This window comes from Achromobacter sp. 413638 (assembly GCF_043119405.1).
In the GTDB taxonomy this organism is placed as follows: domain Bacteria; phylum Pseudomonadota; class Gammaproteobacteria; order Burkholderiales; family Burkholderiaceae_B; genus Achromobacter.
This window is the reverse complement of the sequence record NZ_JBICCO010000001.1, coordinates 56178-73878: the sequence shown is the minus strand read 5'-3', so window position 1 is coordinate 73878 and position 17701 is coordinate 56178. Positions and strand designations below refer to the sequence as shown.

The following is a 17701-nucleotide window of genomic DNA, read 5'->3' as shown; positions in this document are numbered from 1 at the left end:
GCATGGCGCACACTGCCTTCCATCATCACCTCGATTCGCCGGGAGGGCGACATGGCAGGGCAGATACTCGCCGGCATACGCGTGCTGGAACTCGGACAACTCATCGCGGGCCCCTTTGCCGCCAAGACGCTGGCGGACTTCGGCGCGCAGATCGTCAAGATCGAGCCGCCCGGCCAGGGCGATCCCTTGCGCAAGTGGCGTCTGCTGCACGAGGGCACCTCCGTCTGGTGGGAAGCCCAGTCGCGCAACAAGCAATCGGTGTGCGTGGACCTGCGCCAGCCGGAGGGCCAGGACATTGTCCGCCTGCTGGCGCGCGAGGCCGATGTGCTGATCGAGAACTTCCGTCCCGGCACGCTGGAGAAATGGGGCCTGTCGTGGGACGCGCTGCACGCGCTGAATCCGCGCCTCATCATGCTGCGCGTGTCCGGCTACGGCCAGACCGGCCCCAAGGCGCGCGAGCCGGGCTTCGCCGCCATCGGCGAGGCGATGGCCGGCCTGCGCTACCTGAACGGCGAGCCGGGCCGCGCGCCGGTGCGCGCCGGCCTGTCGCTGGGCGACACCATCGCCGGCCTGCACGGCGCGCTGGGCGTGCTGCTGGCGCTGTACCAGCGCGACGCGCGCGGCGGCCAGGGGCAGGTCATCGATGCCGCGCTGTACGAGAGCCTGTTCAACCTCAGCGAAAGCCTGCTGCCGGAATACTCGGTCTTTGGCGCGGTGCGCGAACCGGCCGGCGCCGCGCTGCCCGGCATCGCCCCGTCCAACGCCTATCCCTGCCGGGACGGCTATGTGCTCATCGCCGGTAACGGCGACGCCATCTATGTCCGCCTGATGACTTGCATCGGCCGCGACGACCTGGGCCGGGATCCCGACCTGGCGCACAACGACGGCCGCGCCCGCCGCGTCGCCGAGATCGACGGCGCCATCGGCGACTGGACCCGCGCGCGTTCCATCGACGAGGTGCTGGCCGCCATGCGTGAGGCCGACGTGCCATCGGGCCGCATCTATACCGTGGCCGACATCGCCCGCGACCCGCACTACCGCGCCCGCGAGGCCATCACCACCGTGCGGGCCGCCAGCGGCATCGCCGTGGACATGCCGGCCGTATTTCCTCTTCTGTCCGACAACCCGGGCGCCGTGCGGGAACGCGCGCCCACGCTGGGCGAGCACACCGACGCCGTGCTGGCCTCGGCCGGCCTGAGCCAGGAACAGCGCGATGCGCTGCGCGCGCGCGGGGTGATCGAGTGAAGCGCGGGCGCGGCGAACGCGCGCTATAATCGCCGCCTCTGCCCTGGTTTCATGCCGGGGCACGACACCCAGAGCGGGTGTAGTTCAATGGTAGGATTAACTTACTGACCCCCGATAAACCTAAGTGCTTGATTTATAAGCATAAAAAATGGGTTTATCGCTGAACTACACAAATGAAAGTGACCCCTCAAAGTGACCCCCTATTTTACCCCGTAAAGGTTGAACCTGAAAGGTTCAGGCTTGACAAGTGGTTCGGAGAATGTAGGGCTCCGAGCTTTTTCTTTAAAAGCTTGACTTCTTTACCTAATTTCTAATCTGTTTTAATTTCTTCTTTAATTTTTAATTAAAATCTATTTCATTTAGAAGAAATCCCGGAGGGAAAAGGTCTTTTTCTTTCCCCCTTGAATAATTATGACTAACTAAAACCTCTTCTTTTTTAGAATTAGCTAAATCAATAAAACCATTTAACAAATAAAACAAATCTGTCTTATTGGTTTTTAGTGTTTGAAGAAGAGTTTTTGAGAAAAATCTTTTGATGTAAAATAAATTATCTACAATACAGCCAATAAATTTTTTAGTCTTTTGTGCTGTCGTGTGATATTTATTCTCTACATTCTCAAAGTGTCTTTCAGCAATGAAAGAATATAAATCTTGATTTATAATTATTTCTTCTAATCTTTGATTTATATCCATTCTTTTAATATTGCGAGATAAAAATCTCCATTTTGTCAAGCAATTTGCTATGCCGAAATATTGTATTCCTCTTATTCCGTTAAAACTTCTAAAAGCTGAGTTGATTAAACAACCTTTTTCTTGCTCTGTTTGAAGATTAAAAATATCAGTATTCGGGTCAAAGTTTGATGTTGCCTTTGTTATGTATTTAAAGACATAGCTACTTGCTTTTGCTGAACCATCATTTCTTTTAAAAGAGCATTTTTTATCGTTTTGATTGTCGTTTAAATTAAAAAATACTTGGAAGAAACAAGAGCGAATAGTATTGTAGTCATTCAAAAAATAGAAAAATATCAAATGTAGGTGCTGACAACCATCTTTATGACTTTCGCTGACAATTACCCCATAATATCGGTCTTCTGGAAGTATTCCTTTTTTTCTTAATAAAGCTCTTACTTTGTTCCAATCAGCTTTTTGAGTTTTTGCTGATAAGTGGGGAGCCATCCCTTCATAAGAATTTTTACTATTTTTACTTGTGGGGTTAGGGTGTAATTCTGGCTTTAATGTTAGTGTGATAAAAAGCCAGTCCATCTTATCGGTTGGGTTTTCTTCATTGTGTAATTCCATTCTTTTTTCCATAGCATTTACGATGTTTAAATGCTCTGCTGTCTTTTGTTCTTGTGTCCTTACGGCTTTAGAAAGCGGGATAATGTCGCCATTCTCTCCAATGATACACATATCATTGATAAATTTTTGATTGGCTTTATAGTTGTTTTGATACTCTCTTTTTAGACTATTGCTAATATATAAGGGTCTATCGTGTTGGTTTCCTCCAATCATTTTGAGTAAAACTTGGGCATGCCATACTGCTTTACGATACTTATTTTTTAGCTTTCTTCTTAAAGATAAGTTTTGCCTTGATAGCTTGTTGATGTTGTGTTCTTTTCTTTGTATTCTATCTTTATCAAGTCTTGAATAAAAGAAATCTTCAAGAGTGAAAACATCAAAATAGATAATATCGTCAAAGTATAGTTGCCAATCATTAGAATAATTTCTACTTACTAATTGTGCGACTTCTTGATAAAGTGCTGTTGGAATTAGTCTTTTTTTCTTCTCAATGATTTCATCTAATTTTTCTTCTTCTTTAATAAATAAGATGAAGTCCTGTTGTTCTTTCGATAAATTTAAAAATTCTTCTTCTGTAATTTCAAAAGATGAATTGATAAAATCATTTAGTGATTTTGATTGTAAGATATTGACTTTTAAAGTCTTTTCGTTTATTATTGAATTGTCAGGCATATTAAAAACTCCATTTTTATTTGCTAGGCATATTAAAACTCCGTTAGTTCCGTTATTTTAGTTCTATGCAAATTAATAATAACAATAAATTGATAAATAACAAGCCCCTAAAAGGGGCTTTGTTTATTTAAAGATAAATTTGACTTCTAATAAAATAGAGCTATGATGGTTCTATATATATTATCTCTTTATAATTATTATTTTATCTCTTTGTGTTGATAATGCCCCTCACGGGGCATTATTCTTTTTCATCTTTATTATCAGTAGAAAATTTATATATGAAACTATTAAACTTATCTGTATGGCAATCAAATAAATTTTCTATGTTGAAAGAAAAATTATTGAGATAAGAAAGGTCTAATTGATAATTTATGTTGTTTCTTTTCTTTCTTAATTCTTCGTGAAACTCAAAATCTTTCCAGGCTTGGGAAAGTTCAATTTTGTTATATAAACAATATAAGTCTAATAGCTCATCAATTTTTTGTGGCTCTTTCTTATGACGAGTGATGTGAGCTATTGAATGACATTCTTTACATAACAAAATTAACTTATCAAGCTTTTGTATTTTATCAAAGTCGTCAAAGCTCCATTGTTCGTGTAACTCTAAATCTTTAAATTGACGATTACAACATTGACAGGTTGAATTGTGCTTTCTAATAAAGTGCTTTCTTAAAGACTGCCATTTCTCATAATCGCCATATAGATACTGAATATAAGAACGGACATTCTTGTAATTCTGATTTTTTGGAATAAAGCAAAAATTAATCTTATAGATGTTTTGTCTGTCAAGCTCTAAACGGGTCAGTAAGTTTTTACTATCCCATTTTTTGACTTCTTCTTTATTCTTCTCATAGTGATTTAGGATAAAAATTGTTTCTTCTTCATTTTCTTCTAAATCTTCTATAACTTCATTTTCAAAGTCTTTCTTTTTAAATAGTCGTCTTAAAAATCTCATCTAACACTCATAAAATAAACATTCATCACTGACATAATTACGATAGCAATTAAGAATGAGAAAATAATAATGAATTTATCTTTTCTCCATTGCTCTTCTTTTCTTATCTCTTGTTTTATATATTCTCTAGCTTTAATATCTTTTTCTGTTCTCATAGTTGCCCCCTAAAATTTGTTTTAGACCTAATGCTATAAAGTATTTAGTATTAAAGTCTTTGTGTTGAAAAATCATTTCTACAAGCATAAGAAAAAAAGAAAGGTCTAAAATTTCTTCTTTCTCTACATCTTCCACTTGTAAAACTCTGCCTTTAATTCTTTTCATTTCTTCTAGTTTTTCTTGAGCTTCGTATCGCTCAATTTTTGAAAAATTGGCTATAAGTCCATCAATCGCAAATAGTCTTTTTATAATTGGTATTCTGTTCGCTATTGTTTGACTATCAAATTTATTTGATGATTTGAGATTATTTAGCTGTGTCTGTAAATTTTCTCTTTCTATAAGTAAGTTAATTAATTTCATTTTTATTCTGCCATTTGGTAAGGTATAGATTTCTGTCTTATTTTCATTGATAAGTAATTCGCTTTATTTGCTAGTTCTAATAAAGAGCGAAAACAAATGTTGTTTATTAAAGTGTCAAAATGACAAGGTTTAATTGAAATTAAGTTATAAGCTTTGTCTTCGTGAATATCATAAGAACGAAAATAGTCTTTATCTTCTCCTAAAACTTTTCTTTGAAGACAATAATTTATGATGGCAAACTCTAAAGTATGCCCGTTTATATGTAGGTATTTTCTAGCGATATGATGTGAAAACTCGTGAATAATAGTTCTCTGTAAATTTTTCTTTAATAGAGAATTTAAAGCAAAATTTATGTTGTTATCTGTATAGCTCGCATAAGCTAGATAGTTCGGGTCTTCTTCGTTGGAAAAAGATAAAGGAATGCTAGATAAATAGTCTTGCTCGTCTTCTTCAAGAAATAAAGATAATTCTTCTTGTGTGTCAATAAATTGCTCGTTTATGTGATTAGATAAAATTAAATGAATTTGTTTTAAATCTTCCATTTTGTTTTTGCTCCTTGATTTAATTGTTTATCTTTTTCTGCTTGTAGCTTTGCCATAGCTTTTGCTAATTCAAACTCAAGCCTTATTTTTTCTTGTAGAGTTTTCGCATTAGCAATCTTTGCTGTGAGTTGTTGAACCTCTGCCATTGCTCCATCAATGCCACCCGTTGAGATGGTGGGTGTAGAGCTATCGCCCTTATCCGTGTGGCTGTTGTCGGTAGAAGGGGAGCTAGAACCTTGATTGACGGGCTTTTTGGCTGTGTCCGATGGTGTAGGGGGCTGTGCCTGGTGTTCTACCTGGTCGGCTTTTGGGGCGACTTGATTAGAGCCGTTTTGAGCGATTTTTTGCTGTGGGGTAGCTCTAACCCCTTGCCCCTCTTGGTTCTTCGCTTGTGAGCGATTTTGGAAGGTCGCTTTTTCTGTATTAGCTTTAAAAAATCTTTTCTCGTTATCTTTATTTGATTTATCTATCTCGGTAGCTAATATAGAAAGATATTTATTCTTATCAAAGGGCTCTTTTTTTTCTTTGAACTCTTTAAAAATCTCTTGATAAGATAAATTAGAACTTTCATACATTCCACCTTTTAGACGGATATTTCTACCTCCGTCAATCTCTATACTGATAGATTTTTCAGTCGTGCGAGATAATTTAAAACCGTTGTCTTTAAACCATTTGATTAATTCATCTTGGTTTTTTACTTTCTTGCTTACAATGAGATTTTTGACTACTTTATCAATCTGTGCTTTTTTGTCTAAACTCTTGAAATTGTGTGAGCTTGACAATAAAGCCTTTCTTTCATCATCTGTGAAAAAAGTTTTAAAAGGGTTTTTCTGCTCCACTTGTTCAAAGCCTAACTCATCGTTTTTGAGCTTGACAAAAGCATCTTTTTTGGGAATGTGCCCTGGTGGGAACGGATTAAAATATTTTCCCGTAACTAAATCAATTTTATTTATCACAAAGTGAAGTTCTAAATTTCCTTTATCTCTATGCTCTATCCATAGAATGTTTGTTCTATCTCGCATATTTCCTAAAAAAGTTCTTTCAAACTGGTCTATTAGTTCTAGCTTTTTTTCTTGTGTAATTTCTTCTTTATCACGAAAAGCGATAGCTCCACTTGTAGATAAGCTTGTCCATTTTTCAGGACATAAGCTATCTAAAGAACGAGTTCTGTAAGGGTCGCCCTTGACAACAACGGGTTTTACTTCTCGTCTGTTTCTTCTACTGTCAAAGTCCGATAAGCAATAATTTACTGCCCCTTTTGCTGAACTTCTGCCAGCTTTGTAATCTCTAAATAATTTTATTATCATTCTTCTTTCTCATTTCTTTTAATAATTCGTTGAGTTTTTCATTGATAGAAATTAATTCATTTAGAGTTAATTCGTCAATTTCTTCGTTGCTATTACATCTAAAAGCGACTTGGTTTAAATTAACTCCAATTTTGTTTATTTCTTTTGTGAGTTTTAAAAACGGCTTGATGTAGATAAAATCTTTATCAATACAACGACGAAAAAACTCGCCGTTGTTTAAGCCAAAATTTTTGCGATGAAGTTTTAGCTTTTCGTCTTGTTCTTTCGTTATCCACAAGTGTTTTTTAACTTTCATCATCTTGTATCTCTAATTCTACGATTTCATTTGCTGTATCTATTGCTAGACTAACTAATGATTTAATAGAAAAATCTTTGAACGATTTGTCTAAATTATCGTCCATAAGAACTTGTTCTAATATTAATAAAGTAGTTATTGCTTTATTTTTTAAGTCGCTAATTTGTTTTGTATTTTTCTTTTTCATATTTTTATTCTTCCTCTGCTTTTAATTGTTTTACGATATTTTCTAGATAATTTTTCTCTGCTAAAATCCCAATAGGATAATCAGCATAAGAGTATTTTTTATCTATCTGTTTTAATCTTAATTCTGCTCTTTTTATAAACTCAATGACTTTTAAACAGTTGTCATTGAGCTTGTATTTATTTTCCTTTATCATTTATTATTCTCCTATTTTTATAAAGGGTATGGGACTAGTCCCATAAAAAAAGGTTGCTTTCCAAAGCAACGGGTTAAGGGTGGAACCCTTACAAGGTCTTTTTAATGCCGTGAAACGGTATAAAAAGAATAGCCTTGCCCTTAATCTTAACTGTATAAGATTTTTCTCGTTTGTCAAATTTTAATTAGAATTAAATTAGACGAGATTAGATGTTATTGACAATAAAAAGATAAGAGATATAGTTAAAGATATATCTATAAGGAGAATAAAAAGATGAGTGATATATACGAATTATTAAACAAAAAAGTAAAAGAAGTGAAAGAAAGAGGATACAAGGGGATTGAGTTTTACGGTATGAGGCATACGGTAAGAGCTTTGCTTGATATGAAGTTAGAGCATAAAGAGGTCGTAGCATTCTTTTATGAGAATGTTGATATGTGTAAAGTAGTTCCACAACATAGACGAATTAACAATGTTAGGCTCTGTAATTTGATGAGCCAATGGAAAGTTAAGGGCTATATAGACACTGATAGAGTTCTAAAAGAGAAAGAAAAAATACTTAATGGTGGCTCTGTTAGCTCTACGGGTAGTATTTCCGTATTCTCTTATAGTCTAATGGACTTGTGTAAAGAGATTTCTAAATTAAATAACGGAGTTCTACCAGAGGGGCAAACTCAGTCAATTAAATCTCATTTTGATAGTTGTAGTAGAGATTTAAGTATTGGAGAGAGTGCTAAAAAGTGGTTAGAAAAATACAACAATAATAATTAAAAAAGGTAAGATATGAATAATAAAAAGAAAAGAGGTTTTACATTAATAGAGTTAATGATAACGGTTGCTATCGTAGGGGTCTTGAGTGCGATAGCTATTCCAGCATATAAAGACTATACAATCAAATCAAAGGTTAGTGAGGGGATATTATTAGCCGAAGGATACAAAGGCGAGATGACCGAATATATAAGCCAGAACGGTTCTTTAGACGGCTGGGATATCGGTTTTATTAGAAACCCTAGTTCTAATATTTCTTCTATATTTACTGCTAATTATAAAGAAAGGGACGGAAGTTCTTATAAAGGTGTTCTTGTTAATATGAAAGACTTAAAGCTTGACTCGTCAGTAAGAACTACTATTAGCTACTATCCTAAAGTAGATGAAAAAACGGGCTCTATAAAATGGGAATGTGTAGTAGCTCAATCGTTTTTAAAATATGCTCCTAGCTCTTGTTCTGTTCTTTAATTTAGACGAAAAAAAACCCCGATTTCTCGGGGCTTTTCTTTGGTGTTTTGGTTATTCGGCATTGACAAGAAACCGTTTGCCGTCATCGGTTTTGAGCCATTCTTTACCCTCTGCCGTTGCCCATTGGGTCTTAGTTTCAGCATCGGCATTTTTGAGCTTTTGGAAGTATTTAGCCGAAATTCCAACAGGCTTTTTCTTCGGGTGCCAATCGTAAAATTTATCTTTCCCTTTGCTATCCACATAGGGGACTTTGAAAAGGATCTTTTCAGTAGTAGCTCCATTGCTACCAAGGACTTTAAGAACATCGCCAACGGTAAAGCCGTTCTTTTCAATGAGTGCCTTGACTTCAGCAATTACATTGTTAAGTTGTTGAGCTTGGCTGTCCTTGAGGTTTTCAGCCATCAGGGTATTGAGTTCGTTCTTTTCAGCAAAAGACAACTTGCTGAAGCCCTTTTTCATCAGTTCTTCAATGCGCGAGTCAATGCTCTTTTCAGCAGTGGTTTCCGTAGTCATTTGGCTTGTCCTGGTGGAGTAGATGAAGTTCTTACAACAGAACTAATTATACAGAAGAAAAGAAAGAAGAGGGAAAAAAGAAAGAGAAAAGAGGAAAAAAATACGCATTAAAAAAGCTCCATCAATAGATAGAGCTCATAGGGGGTTTCACTGCTAAACCGTCTTTTAATGTAGTGCTTTTACTTCATCGTAGTTAAGAATATGCTCTGTCAGTTCTTTAAGAATATCAAATGACAATTTATCACGATAATGCTTTTCTATCGTGTCGCTCTTATTGTCGTCATCGTGCCCTATCATATCCCTCATAATTTTTTCTAAATTCTCAACTTTATTTTTCATTCCGTATTGATACATACGATTAATAACTGTATGCCTAAAATAGTAAATTGTTTTTATGTTAATTCCAATTTCTCGCAAGATTTTTGAAAAATCTTCACTCGGGAATTTTGAGGCATTTTTATTTGATTGTCGTTTAATATCAAATAACGGTTTGCTCTTATCTCTATTTTTCCAGTAATCAATAAAACCTTGTTTTATCACAAGTGGGTGTAGATATATTTTTCTATCGCTCCACTCATTTTTTATTGATTGTTCTCGCTGTTCGTTGCTTGTAATGCGAATGCTGAATATGTTATTTTGTTCTTCTTTAATGTCATCAGCATAAAGCTGACAAATTTCACTTGGTCTTGCTCCACTCGTTAATAAAATAAGAGTGATATAAAAAAGGGTCTTGTTGTCAAGCAACTCTTGACAAGTAAAAATTTTGTCAATCTCTTCAATTGAAAAAGGAGTTCTTTTTGTTTTTTCAATCTTAAAGCTATGCCCCGAAAATGGGTTGTCTGTTGTGACTTCTCCAATCCGTTTTAGATGATTGTAGAAAGTAGATAAAGGAGTGAGTTTATTCTTGATAGTGTTATCGCTCATTTGCTCTTCACTTCGCAAATAAACAATATAATCCCAGACCAAAGGTCTATCAATTTGGCTTGACTGTGTAACCTCTTTCGTATCACAAAAACGGACGAATGCCATTACGAAACCCCGATATTTTTCTTTAGTTTGGGGGTTTTTAACTTGTAGCTGTTCTATGTATTCATCAAGACATTTACGAATGGACTTACCTTTCGTAGGTAAGTTATTCATAAGCTTTTGATAAATACTACTTCTGTCTGATTTTTCCCATTCTTCTAATTTTTGCTCTTCTTCTTTTTTCTTTCTTTGTTCTTCAAGTGCGAGCTTATCCATTTCTTGCTGTTTTTTAAAAGCAAGATGTTTTTGTCGCATTTCTTCTATTTCAATAAATCTAGCTTTATCTTCTTCATTTTCAATTTTTAGACTTTTAATGTTGTTATTTTCGTCATATTGAACTTCAAATTTTTTAATCATTTGATGAAGATTTGCTATTAATTGAATAGATAAGAGTTTAGCTGTTCTTAAATCTTTCGTCTTTAAACTGAACCGTTTAGCTCTTTGCTTTCCATTGATGATAACCGTTTGACGGAAGTAGTAAAACCCTCGTCTTACTTCAAGGTATGTTCCATATCGCATTTGTCGGTGTCCGTTTGACCCCCCGAAAAAACGGGGTAAAATGACACCTCGAAGTGACACCATCATAAAACGACACTTCAGCAAAAAGCCTTTAAAATCAAAGGCTTACCAGTGCGGGCGTAGTTCAATGGTAGAACGGCGGCTTCCCAAGCCTCAAGCGTGGGTTCGATTCCCATCACCCGCTCCAGCATCATCATCCAAGGAACGTCAGGCTCGTCCAGCGAGCGTTGTAAGTGGTTGATTTTGGGAAGGTATTCCAAAATCTAGCGTCCACTGGCATCCATGGAAATCCACCGCAAGCGCCGTCGAATGTTTAGATTCATGTGTAGATCGGAATACGGTAGCGGCGGATCCGGATTGTTGATGCGATAGCACAAGCGAGGACGCCAAGCTCGCACCAACTCACTGATGTGCATTGGTGTGTACGTTGGAATGGGAAGGCATCGGCTTGGCTCGGAAAAGCTACACACGTTGGCGGATGCTCTCGGGCTTTTCCTTTGTGTGCCTCCCCATGGCCGCACAAGGCCTGGCGCTTTCGTTGGGGCGGGGTCGCCCAGCTGATGACGGCGATGTTGAACGCTGACGTGGAAAAGTTTCAGTCCCGACCTGCGACTGCACGAAACTCTGCATGGGCCACGAAAGCTCCCGCCGTCAGAGCAATATCGGCCCCTGCAATACCAGCCCTGCGCGCTGCTTCCTGCCACACATCGACCGCTGCCGCCACTTCCTCCACCACCTGCCGGGCAGGGCCGTCGCCAAGTCCGTAGAACGCCGCCGTGCCGAGAACCATCTGCAGATTCGGCCGATTGTCGACGTCGTCGATGTTCAGGACATGCTCCGCTTTGTCGATGTTCGGGTTGACGTCAAACGCTGGCGCGAGGCACCACCCTGTCTTGCCAAGCACGAAGCCGTGGTTGCGCAGGTGATCGTCTCGGTTGCCGATCGCGACGTTGAATGCCACGCGACGGAAAAGTTGTGCCAGGTCTGCGTCTGCATGTTCCGCATCGCCCTGGGCCCGGATGAACTGCGCCAGTTCCAGGTAGCTCGTGCCTTCGCTCTGCGTCTTGCGCAGCAGCGTCATCGCCGAGGCGTAGAAGCGCCGGGCGCCATGTGTGCGATCGAACCTTTGCACGCAGAAGGTGTGAAAGTCGTTGCCCAGCCTGATCAGTCTTGCGGGGGGCACATCCACGCCAGCCTTCCGGGCCAGTTGATGAGCAACGTACTCCCAGGCTCCAACGTCCCGGTCGTCATCACGGGCGGGGAACTTGGCGATCCAGAGCGAGCCGTCGGCTTCGGTGAAGTTGGCCTTCGGCCTGGCCCCGCCCAACGAGGCACCCGGCGCGACAAGTACCGCCAGCCACCTGCGCAGGGCATCGAGGTCGTCGATGCGCCGGTTGCTGAGCTGATAGGCCACTGCTTCCAGTTCGCGCAAGGTCGTCACTGGCGGAGCCGCCATCTTCTCGTCACCAAGGAAGGTTTCCGTGCCCGGCCGACGAAAGCGCAATGCGCCCTGGCGGGTCTGGTCCTGCACACCAACCAGGAAGTCCCAGGCGTAGAGCGTGCGGGGCGGCCGCTTCTCGTCCTTGGCCAGCAATGCCTCACGGCGCTTCATTAGCGTTTGGCCCCAGCGGTCAGGCGATGAGTCCAGGAAGATCCCGAAGTTGCCCAGTTCCGGCTTCGGAAAGAAGGGGTGCTCGTCCAGGGAGAGGCCGGGGTCCAGCGCAAAGGCGCGAGGGTCTTTGAGCCAGTCCCGTTCGTAGTGAAAGCGGATCTGGCCACGGTCATGAGCCAGCGTGCCGACCAGACATGGAGGGCCGAGGTCATCGTCCAGCCAGACTTCCAGGGCGCTGTCCTGCTGCTTGCTCATTCAGACCCCTCGCGGTTCCGGGCCGACGAAGGGCTAGCGACCTTTCGGCGCCTGGCATCGGGTGATGGCTCCAACGCCAGATCCTGCAATTTGCGCCCGATCCGGTCGTCGGCAGCCAGCAGATTGAGATCGCCTTCAAGGCCCAGTACAGCCAGTACCCTGACATAGGTGCCCAGGGTCGCGCCCGGGGCGCCTGCCTCGACCTTGTACACGGTGGTCCTGGAAATCCCCGCACGTTGTGCCACTACCGCGCTGCTCAGCTTGCGCCTCTTGCGCGCAAGACGCAGCCGTTCACCCAGCTCGGAGAGCAGGCGCTGCTCTTGGGGAAAGACAACAGGTGGTTTGCGAGGCATGTTTGCTATTATGGACAAAAAAATCAAATTTTGTCCATAATAGGGAAATTTATAGCCTGTAGCAAGAGTTCGCCAACAGATGTCAAATGGTACGGAATCAAGCCTATCGCTGCTCTGTGGGCAGGGATAACCAAGCATGAATCAATAGGCTATGTGCAGGATTCGATTCCCGTCGCCCGCTCATTTTGAGCATCACATCTACCTTGTGATTCTGAGAGGTTTCCTAAGTTTTTGACCTTATGGGAAATTTCTCGTGTGGGCTGCGCTGGCAATCAGTGATATCTGCCCACAGCCTCCCCATAATTAGGCACGCCTTTTGGCCTCTAAATGCGGTCTTCGGCGTATCACATGGATTGTTGTCATCGCAGTCTCGCTTTGGCTCGATATGACCTCCGTCCCGTAAACACCACCCCAGTCAATGGGCGAGCGAGGACGGCGGCAGGGATGAGTGATGGCGTCGCCCCCGGTTTTTTGGGAGAACGTCAGTGGGAGCCGTTTGGATATCCTATTCCTCTGACATGATCCGGCGGAATTCCTCGGCAGTTATCGGAGGACTTCCGTCGGAGTCAACGTCGGTGATCATCTCGTCAATGTCCTCTTCAGACAGGTCATCACCGTTTGCCCGCTCCAACCACGCACCACTATTGCGAGCCACGTCCTTGCCAAGTTGCAGATATTTTCCAACCAAATCGTCCTTCGAGCCCTGTGCATGACTTTGAGCGTAAGTGCTCATCGACAAGAGAAACAAGAAGAAGCAACAGACGGACTTGTGAATTGAGCGGCGACCAGGGAAACCTGATGGGTTCATAAGATGCTCCATTTGCGGTTGGAACAAAAGGTGGTTCATGCAATCACGGTGTGCAGAGGTTCTGCACGATTGCGTGTAAATCCTGCCCTGAGCCCGTTTCGCTGCCGCCTGCCAGATAGCATCCGTCCTGGCTGAGTGCGATGGCTCCGCTGTTCTTGCCCCCTGGCAGCGTGCCCAAGTCCACCGAACCGCCACCAAGAGTCCATTTGAAGGCATGGCGGGTACCATCGTTCATTTCGCTGGAACCGATGACGTTGCCATTGTTGCCGATATCCGTCACCGAGGGATGCAGGCCGCCGATCGGCGCGGGAATATCCGTGCGGATATTTGTCGTGCTATCCCAATAAAAAGGAATTGAATCCCCATTGGTGTTGGCGTACTTGCCTATGACCTGACCATGGGAGTTCAACTTCATGGCAACGCTGCGCTGGGCGCCGGTGGTCAGCACCATGGGCGCAGAGGTCGGATTGTTCCACAGCACTGCGTGGCCGCCTTGTGCGCCAAAATCGCACTGGCCCAGGATGCGCGCGTTTACTAACTGGCCGGCACGGCAATACAGCGCATCGGCGGGCAAGGGCAGCGCGGCGGACGCATAGGCGCCCAACAACCCCGGTGACCAGAGCACAGGCTGGGGTCGGCCATTGCTGCCTGGGCAGTTGCCGACGATGCTGGGCATCGTGGGATTTTCGGAATAATCATCAATGTCGGCTGGCATGCAGTTCGTGGCAACCAGCCCCAACAACCCTGCAGGCAACGAACGGGCGGTCGTCTCGTTATTGCGCCACATCACGGGCAGCGCGGTGTTGTCTGCGCTGACACTGACCCCCGCAATGGCGCCGCTCTGGCTCAAGGCGGTGACTTTGGTGCGAACACCGCCAACCAACGCCTGCAAAGCCTGTACAGGCGTGGGGGCCGTGGCATTCCAGACGACACCCGTGTACAGCGAATTGCTGTTAAAGCAACGGCCGACGATGCGGCCCACATTGGTGATGGCGCCTGCCGCGCAATTGCGACCTGCGACCAGATGCGCCAGATCCACGGCATTGCCAGCCGCCTGCGCGACAAAGCCCGATGCCGACCCGTTCGATTCGGAGCAGATGCCCACTACATATCCGGAATCGTTGACATTCAGGCCTACGCACTGCGGGCCCGAGGACGCGCCTATATCCTGCATGGGCCCCGCCTGAGCCACGGGAATGGCAAGCAGCAGGCTGCCGGAGATAACCAAAGAAAAACAAGAAACCGAAGCAGTCATGCGTATTCTCCAAGAGGAAACGAACGAGCTGACGATAAAAGACGATTTTCTTGCGGGCAGTGAACAGTCTTGTGAAATCTAGAGACCGCATTCAAGCACGAGATAATATTCGTGCGCCAATGTGTGATTGGTATTGAAAACACCAGCCCAATAGCTCAGGGCTTCTTTGGTGGCCCGGAAGCGCGATTGGAGGCTGAGAGATAGTGGCGGAATTGGCCGGCGGCGATCTGGAATCGGCCTCGGCTCGCGAGGCCTATTCACGCCATCAGGGCATCGAGCGTCCTTCGCAGCGAATAATCGATGGTTTCCCTGGCGAACACTCAGCCTTGCGTCCCATCCACATAGTGCCCATGCTCCAGCGACGCGCAGCTGAACCGCAGTATGAACCTCGGCCTCTTCTGCTCGTCCCGCCTGGGCACGAAGTGTCCCGCGCCCGTTGCCCAGTCATAGGCGCTCAGGTTCAGCGGCATTCTCGTCAGCACGCCCGACACGGACTGGCTTCTGATCCATTCCTCGGCGAGCGCCTTATCGTCAAAGACCGCGGAGCAGAATTGGGCTGATTCGCCGGTGAAAACCCAGATCCATTTCTGTTGGTGATGTTCGTTGATTGGTTGATCTGTTTGCGCTGCCCAGGATGCCTGCGCAGCAGGCGCGGCCCGATTCCCCTATCCGCGCGTCCCGTTCAGTCGCGGCACGCGACATGAAATGACTTCTGCCTGCCAGGGCGGTCCCAGTATCGCTGGTACATGTCAAAGCGATCCATGGCCTACTTCAGGCCATGATTCGGACCGTCGTTGGGTTTCTTTTTCGCCTTGTTCAGATTGACCAGCGTGATGTTGATGCGCCGCTCCGCAATCCAGCCCAGGTCCTGCATGCCGCTGTCGACGACGCTGACGGCATTCCAGAAGTCTCCCGGGAATTGGAATATCTCGTTCATGTGCCGGACAAAGCCGTGCTGCGTCAGGCATTTGGCCAGGTCGATTTCCACGTTCAGTTCGCTCATTTTTCAGATGCCTGAATCAGCTTGCATCGCTTGAATACCCGGACGAATTCAAGCCTGGGCGGCATGCCGGGCGGACGGCTGCATCCGCGCCGGGTAGGGCCGCCGCGCCGATCCCGATGACGCGGTGGACAAGGCTGGCCGTGAAGGCGCGATCAAGGCAAGGCCGTTTCCTGCAGATAGTGCCACAGCAAGCCCTGGCTCGCCCGCTGCATGATCACGATGGAGCGGCGCGAGGTTTCCACCCCATTCAGCCGATGGGTTTCCCGGTAGCGCATCGCGATGCCGGTTTCATCCTGCCAGACCGGCTGCACCTCGGCCACGGCGATCTCCAGTCCCGGACGCTTGCCGGCAGCGAGCCTGAACATCTGCGTCACCTGGCCCAGCGCGACGACATCGCCCGCCGTGGTGACCATGCTGAACCCGGGCGTGAACATGGGCAGCAGCGCGTCCAGCGCGGCCTGCGAGTCCGTCGGGTGGGTGAAGATGGCATGGATCAGGTCGTGGACCCGGTGGATGTTGCGCGTGGCCAGTTCAATGGCTGTGTCCTGCACGATGGCGTTTTCCTGTATTGAAGAATCCCAGTTGCAGCGCGGGCAACAGTCCCATCAACGACGCGATCACGAACGTCAGGTGATAGGCCCGGCTGGCATCCAGGTGGGTGGCGAGGGAATTGAAGATCATCAGGAAGAACGCCGCGCCGACGCTGAACGCCATTTGCCGGTTGATGTTCCAGATGACGCTGGCCTGATGCGTCTGCCGGCCGTCGAAGTCCAGCAGCGCAGTGGTCTGCGCGGTGTTTGCGCCCATGCCGCCGCCCAGTCCCATCAGGCCGTAGGCGGCGACCAGCAGCCAGGTGTCGGTCGCGGCCGTCACGCCGGCCAGCGCGGCCACGCCCAGGCTGTGCAGCGCCATGCTGGCCAGGAACAACGGCCGCATGCCGGCCCGGTTGTACAACCGGCCGCCGGCCATCATGGCCACGAAGGCGCCGCAGGCGTAGACGATCATGAGCGTGCCGGTGGCCCGCGCGCTCATGCCCAGCACGTCCTGCAGATAGAAAATGTTGAGCAGGTTCACGCCGGTGAAGACGCCGGGAATGGCGTGATAGATAGCGACCGACAGGCGCAGGCGCGGGCTGCCGAGCAGTTTCAGTTCCACGATGGCATGGGTCGATCCGCGATAGTGGACGACATACGCCAAGGCGGATGCCGCGCCCGTCGCCAGACAAATCCAGGCCGGCGTCATGTCCTGGCCGGCGCCATAGAGCGACATGCCGGTCAGCAGGCTGGCCAGCGCGATGCTGATCAGCGCCAGCCCCTTGAGGTCCGGACGCGGCGGACGCTCGGACGGGGTGTCGCGCACCCAGCCCCAGGCCAGCGCCGCGGCGGCCAGCGCCAGCGGAATGTTCGAATGGAAGATCAAGCGCCAGGACCCATGATCCACGATCAGCCCGCCCAGCCACGGCGAGAGCGCGGGCGCGATCAGCGCCACCGCCATGACCAGCGTGGAGATCCGCGCGCGCTCAGGTCCCTGGAACAGATTGAAGGCGGCGGCCTGTCCCACCGGAATCATCAGGCCGCCGGCCATGCCCTGGACGAAGCGCCAGCCGATCAGCTGGCCGAACGTGCCGGCCAGGCCGCAGGCCCAGACCGCCAGCGCGAACGCCAGCATGGATCCGGCCATGAGCCTGCGCGCGCCCCAGCGGCCGGCCAGCCAGGTGCTGACCGGAATGGCCAGCGTCAAGCCCAGCATGTAGGCATTGGCGACCCAGGCGCCGGCCGACACGCCGACGTGGAACTCGGCCGCGATCGTGGGCAGGGCGATCGCGGGCATGAATATATTGATGCAGTCGACAAAGAACCCCATCAGGAACACGGCGGCCAGTCGGTATCGGTACGTCATCTTGCTCACTC

The 17701-nt window shown here is 46.5% G+C and carries 20 protein-coding genes and 1 tRNA gene; 4 read left to right on the top strand and 17 right to left on the bottom strand.

All coding sequences use genetic code 11. From position 1 onward, the window contains the following. Window positions 1-51 precede the first annotated feature (51 nt). A complete protein-coding gene (locus ACEU5R_RS00335; protein WP_392408794.1) occupies window positions 52-1245 on the top strand; it encodes a CaiB/BaiF CoA transferase family protein in 1194 nt (397 codons plus the stop codon). A 339-nt stretch (window positions 1246-1584) separates the two neighbouring features. Here ACEU5R_RS00335 and ACEU5R_RS00330 read toward each other — a convergent pair whose 3' ends face one another. The 8 genes from ACEU5R_RS00330 to ACEU5R_RS00295 all read right to left on the bottom strand — a co-directional run bounded on the left by ACEU5R_RS00330 (window position 1585) and on the right by ACEU5R_RS00295 (window position 7211). Continuing rightward, window positions 1585-3216 (bottom strand): replication endonuclease, encoded by a 1632-nt coding sequence (locus ACEU5R_RS00330; RefSeq protein WP_392408793.1) that lies wholly within the window; start codon window positions 3214-3216, stop codon window positions 1585-1587. A gap of 238 nt (window positions 3217-3454) precedes the next feature. Next, complete coding sequence (locus tag ACEU5R_RS00325; protein ID WP_392408792.1) at window positions 3455-4171, bottom strand: HNH endonuclease; 717 nt, start codon at window positions 4169-4171, stop codon at window positions 3455-3457. Between the two features lie 132 nt (window positions 4172-4303). Next, window positions 4304-4687 carry a hypothetical protein gene (locus ACEU5R_RS00320; protein ID WP_392408791.1) on the bottom strand — a complete coding sequence of 128 codons (384 nt, stop codon included), beginning with the start codon at window positions 4685-4687 and terminating at the stop codon, window positions 4304-4306. A 2-nt stretch (window positions 4688-4689) separates the two neighbouring features. Next, entirely contained in the window at window positions 4690-5229 is a 540-nt protein-coding gene (locus ACEU5R_RS00315; RefSeq protein ID WP_392408789.1) for a hypothetical protein, read from the bottom strand. Then, complete coding sequence (locus ACEU5R_RS00310; protein ID WP_392408788.1) at window positions 5217-6536, bottom strand: relaxase/mobilization nuclease domain-containing protein; 1320 nt, start codon at window positions 6534-6536, stop codon at window positions 5217-5219. The genes ACEU5R_RS00315 and ACEU5R_RS00310 overlap by 13 nt, the downstream gene beginning before the upstream one ends. Continuing rightward, on the bottom strand, window positions 6517-6834 hold the full coding sequence (gene mobC / locus ACEU5R_RS00305) for a plasmid mobilization relaxosome protein MobC (RefSeq protein ID WP_392408787.1): 318 nt from the start codon (window positions 6832-6834) through the stop codon (window positions 6517-6519). The genes ACEU5R_RS00310 and mobC overlap by 20 nt, the downstream gene beginning before the upstream one ends. Then, a complete protein-coding gene (locus tag ACEU5R_RS00300) occupies window positions 6821-7018 on the bottom strand; it encodes a hypothetical protein (RefSeq protein WP_131727245.1) in 198 nt (65 codons plus the stop codon). Before ACEU5R_RS00300 ends, mobC begins: the two co-directional genes overlap by 14 nt. 4 nt (window positions 7019-7022) lie before the next feature. Then, the gene (locus ACEU5R_RS00295) at window positions 7023-7211 is read right to left on the bottom strand and encodes a hypothetical protein (RefSeq protein WP_392408786.1); all 189 of its coding nucleotides are present in this window, start codon (window positions 7209-7211) and stop codon (window positions 7023-7025) included. A gap of 273 nt (window positions 7212-7484) precedes the next feature. Between ACEU5R_RS00295 and ACEU5R_RS00290 the strand changes: the two genes are divergently transcribed. Both ACEU5R_RS00290 and ACEU5R_RS00285 read left to right on the top strand, forming a co-directional pair. Continuing rightward, window positions 7485-7982, top strand: coding sequence for a hypothetical protein (locus ACEU5R_RS00290; RefSeq protein WP_392408785.1), 498 nt, complete (start codon window positions 7485-7487; stop codon window positions 7980-7982). A gap of 12 nt (window positions 7983-7994) precedes the next feature. Further along, window positions 7995-8447: a prepilin-type N-terminal cleavage/methylation domain-containing protein gene (locus tag ACEU5R_RS00285; RefSeq protein WP_392408784.1), complete on the top strand. Its 453-nt coding sequence runs from the start codon at window positions 7995-7997 to the stop codon at window positions 8445-8447. Between the two features lie 51 nt (window positions 8448-8498). Here ACEU5R_RS00285 and ACEU5R_RS00280 read toward each other — a convergent pair whose 3' ends face one another. Beyond that, window positions 8499-8960, bottom strand: coding sequence for a hypothetical protein (locus tag ACEU5R_RS00280; protein WP_392408783.1), 462 nt, complete (start codon window positions 8958-8960; stop codon window positions 8499-8501). A 165-nt stretch (window positions 8961-9125) separates the two neighbouring features. Then, the gene (locus tag ACEU5R_RS00275; protein ID WP_392408782.1) at window positions 9126-10571 is read right to left on the bottom strand and encodes a tyrosine-type recombinase/integrase; all 1446 of its coding nucleotides are present in this window, start codon (window positions 10569-10571) and stop codon (window positions 9126-9128) included. Window positions 10572-10618: 47 nt separating this feature from the next. Between ACEU5R_RS00275 and ACEU5R_RS00270 the strand changes: the two genes are divergently transcribed. Continuing rightward, window positions 10619-10692 (top strand) — tRNA-Gly (locus ACEU5R_RS00270). 408 nt (window positions 10693-11100) lie between these two features. Here the strand turns inward: ACEU5R_RS00270 and ACEU5R_RS00265 are convergent. The 7 genes from ACEU5R_RS00265 to ACEU5R_RS00235 form a co-directional block, all read right to left on the bottom strand. Next, window positions 11101-12372 carry a type II toxin-antitoxin system HipA family toxin gene (locus ACEU5R_RS00265; protein WP_392408781.1) on the bottom strand — a complete coding sequence of 424 codons (1272 nt, stop codon included), beginning with the start codon at window positions 12370-12372 and terminating at the stop codon, window positions 11101-11103. Then, window positions 12369-12725, bottom strand: a complete 357-nt coding sequence (locus ACEU5R_RS00260) for a helix-turn-helix domain-containing protein (protein WP_103271193.1) — start codon at window positions 12723-12725, stop codon at window positions 12369-12371. The genes ACEU5R_RS00265 and ACEU5R_RS00260 overlap by 4 nt, the downstream gene beginning before the upstream one ends. A 505-nt stretch (window positions 12726-13230) precedes the next feature. Continuing rightward, window positions 13231-13533: a hypothetical protein gene (locus ACEU5R_RS00255; RefSeq protein ID WP_392408780.1), complete on the bottom strand. Its 303-nt coding sequence runs from the start codon at window positions 13531-13533 to the stop codon at window positions 13231-13233. Window positions 13534-13576: 43 nt separating this feature from the next. Beyond that, window positions 13577-14788: an HAF repeat-containing protein gene (locus tag ACEU5R_RS00250; RefSeq protein ID WP_392408779.1), complete on the bottom strand. Its 1212-nt coding sequence runs from the start codon at window positions 14786-14788 to the stop codon at window positions 13577-13579. 766 nt (window positions 14789-15554) lie between these two features. Continuing rightward, window positions 15555-15791 carry a hypothetical protein gene (locus ACEU5R_RS00245; protein WP_392408778.1) on the bottom strand — a complete coding sequence of 79 codons (237 nt, stop codon included), beginning with the start codon at window positions 15789-15791 and terminating at the stop codon, window positions 15555-15557. Between the two features lie 152 nt (window positions 15792-15943). After that, a complete protein-coding gene (locus ACEU5R_RS00240; protein ID WP_392408777.1) occupies window positions 15944-16342 on the bottom strand; it encodes a DUF4440 domain-containing protein in 399 nt (132 codons plus the stop codon). Further along, window positions 16323-17690, bottom strand: a complete 1368-nt coding sequence (locus ACEU5R_RS00235) for an MFS transporter (protein ID WP_392408776.1) — start codon at window positions 17688-17690, stop codon at window positions 16323-16325. The genes ACEU5R_RS00240 and ACEU5R_RS00235 overlap by 20 nt, the downstream gene beginning before the upstream one ends. Between the last annotated feature and the right edge of the window lie 11 nt (window positions 17691-17701).

What these genes read in the sequence shown, in the direction of transcription:
- ACEU5R_RS00310 (WP_392408788.1), bottom strand. Translation starts at nt 6,536, where the DNA reads ATGATAATAAAATTATTTAGAGATTACAAAGCTGGCAGAAGTTCAGCA.
- ACEU5R_RS00275 (WP_392408782.1), bottom strand. Translation starts at nt 10,571, where the DNA reads ATGATGGTGTCACTTCGAGGTGTCATTTTACCCCGTTTTTTCGGGGGG.
- ACEU5R_RS00325 (WP_392408792.1), bottom strand. Translation starts at nt 4,171, where the DNA reads ATGAGATTTTTAAGACGACTATTTAAAAAGAAAGACTTTGAAAATGAA.
- ACEU5R_RS00300 (WP_131727245.1), bottom strand. Translation starts at nt 7,018, where the DNA reads ATGAAAAAGAAAAATACAAAACAAATTAGCGACTTAAAAAATAAAGCA.
- ACEU5R_RS00315 (WP_392408789.1), bottom strand. Translation starts at nt 5,229, where the DNA reads ATGGAAGATTTAAAACAAATTCATTTAATTTTATCTAATCACATAAAC.
- ACEU5R_RS00250 (WP_392408779.1), bottom strand. Translation starts at nt 14,788, where the DNA reads ATGACTGCTTCGGTTTCTTGTTTTTCTTTGGTTATCTCCGGCAGCCTG.
- ACEU5R_RS00245 (WP_392408778.1), bottom strand. Translation starts at nt 15,791, where the DNA reads ATGAGCGAACTGAACGTGGAAATCGACCTGGCCAAATGCCTGACGCAG.
- ACEU5R_RS00260 (WP_103271193.1), bottom strand. Translation starts at nt 12,725, where the DNA reads ATGCCTCGCAAACCACCTGTTGTCTTTCCCCAAGAGCAGCGCCTGCTC.
- ACEU5R_RS00330 (WP_392408793.1), bottom strand. Translation starts at nt 3,216, where the DNA reads ATGCCTGACAATTCAATAATAAACGAAAAGACTTTAAAAGTCAATATC.
- ACEU5R_RS00320 (WP_392408791.1), bottom strand. Translation starts at nt 4,687, where the DNA reads ATGAAATTAATTAACTTACTTATAGAAAGAGAAAATTTACAGACACAG.
- ACEU5R_RS00335 (WP_392408794.1), top strand. Translation starts at nt 52, where the DNA reads ATGGCAGGGCAGATACTCGCCGGCATACGCGTGCTGGAACTCGGACAA.
- ACEU5R_RS00295 (WP_392408786.1), bottom strand. Translation starts at nt 7,211, where the DNA reads ATGATAAAGGAAAATAAATACAAGCTCAATGACAACTGTTTAAAAGTC.
- ACEU5R_RS00285 (WP_392408784.1), top strand. Translation starts at nt 7,995, where the DNA reads ATGAATAATAAAAAGAAAAGAGGTTTTACATTAATAGAGTTAATGATA.
- mobC (WP_392408787.1), bottom strand. Translation starts at nt 6,834, where the DNA reads ATGATGAAAGTTAAAAAACACTTGTGGATAACGAAAGAACAAGACGAA.
- ACEU5R_RS00280 (WP_392408783.1), bottom strand. Translation starts at nt 8,960, where the DNA reads ATGACTACGGAAACCACTGCTGAAAAGAGCATTGACTCGCGCATTGAA.
- ACEU5R_RS00290 (WP_392408785.1), top strand. Translation starts at nt 7,485, where the DNA reads ATGAGTGATATATACGAATTATTAAACAAAAAAGTAAAAGAAGTGAAA.
- ACEU5R_RS00265 (WP_392408781.1), bottom strand. Translation starts at nt 12,372, where the DNA reads ATGAGCAAGCAGCAGGACAGCGCCCTGGAAGTCTGGCTGGACGATGAC.
- ACEU5R_RS00255 (WP_392408780.1), bottom strand. Translation starts at nt 13,533, where the DNA reads ATGAACCCATCAGGTTTCCCTGGTCGCCGCTCAATTCACAAGTCCGTC.
- ACEU5R_RS00235 (WP_392408776.1), bottom strand. Translation starts at nt 17,690, where the DNA reads ATGACGTACCGATACCGACTGGCCGCCGTGTTCCTGATGGGGTTCTTT.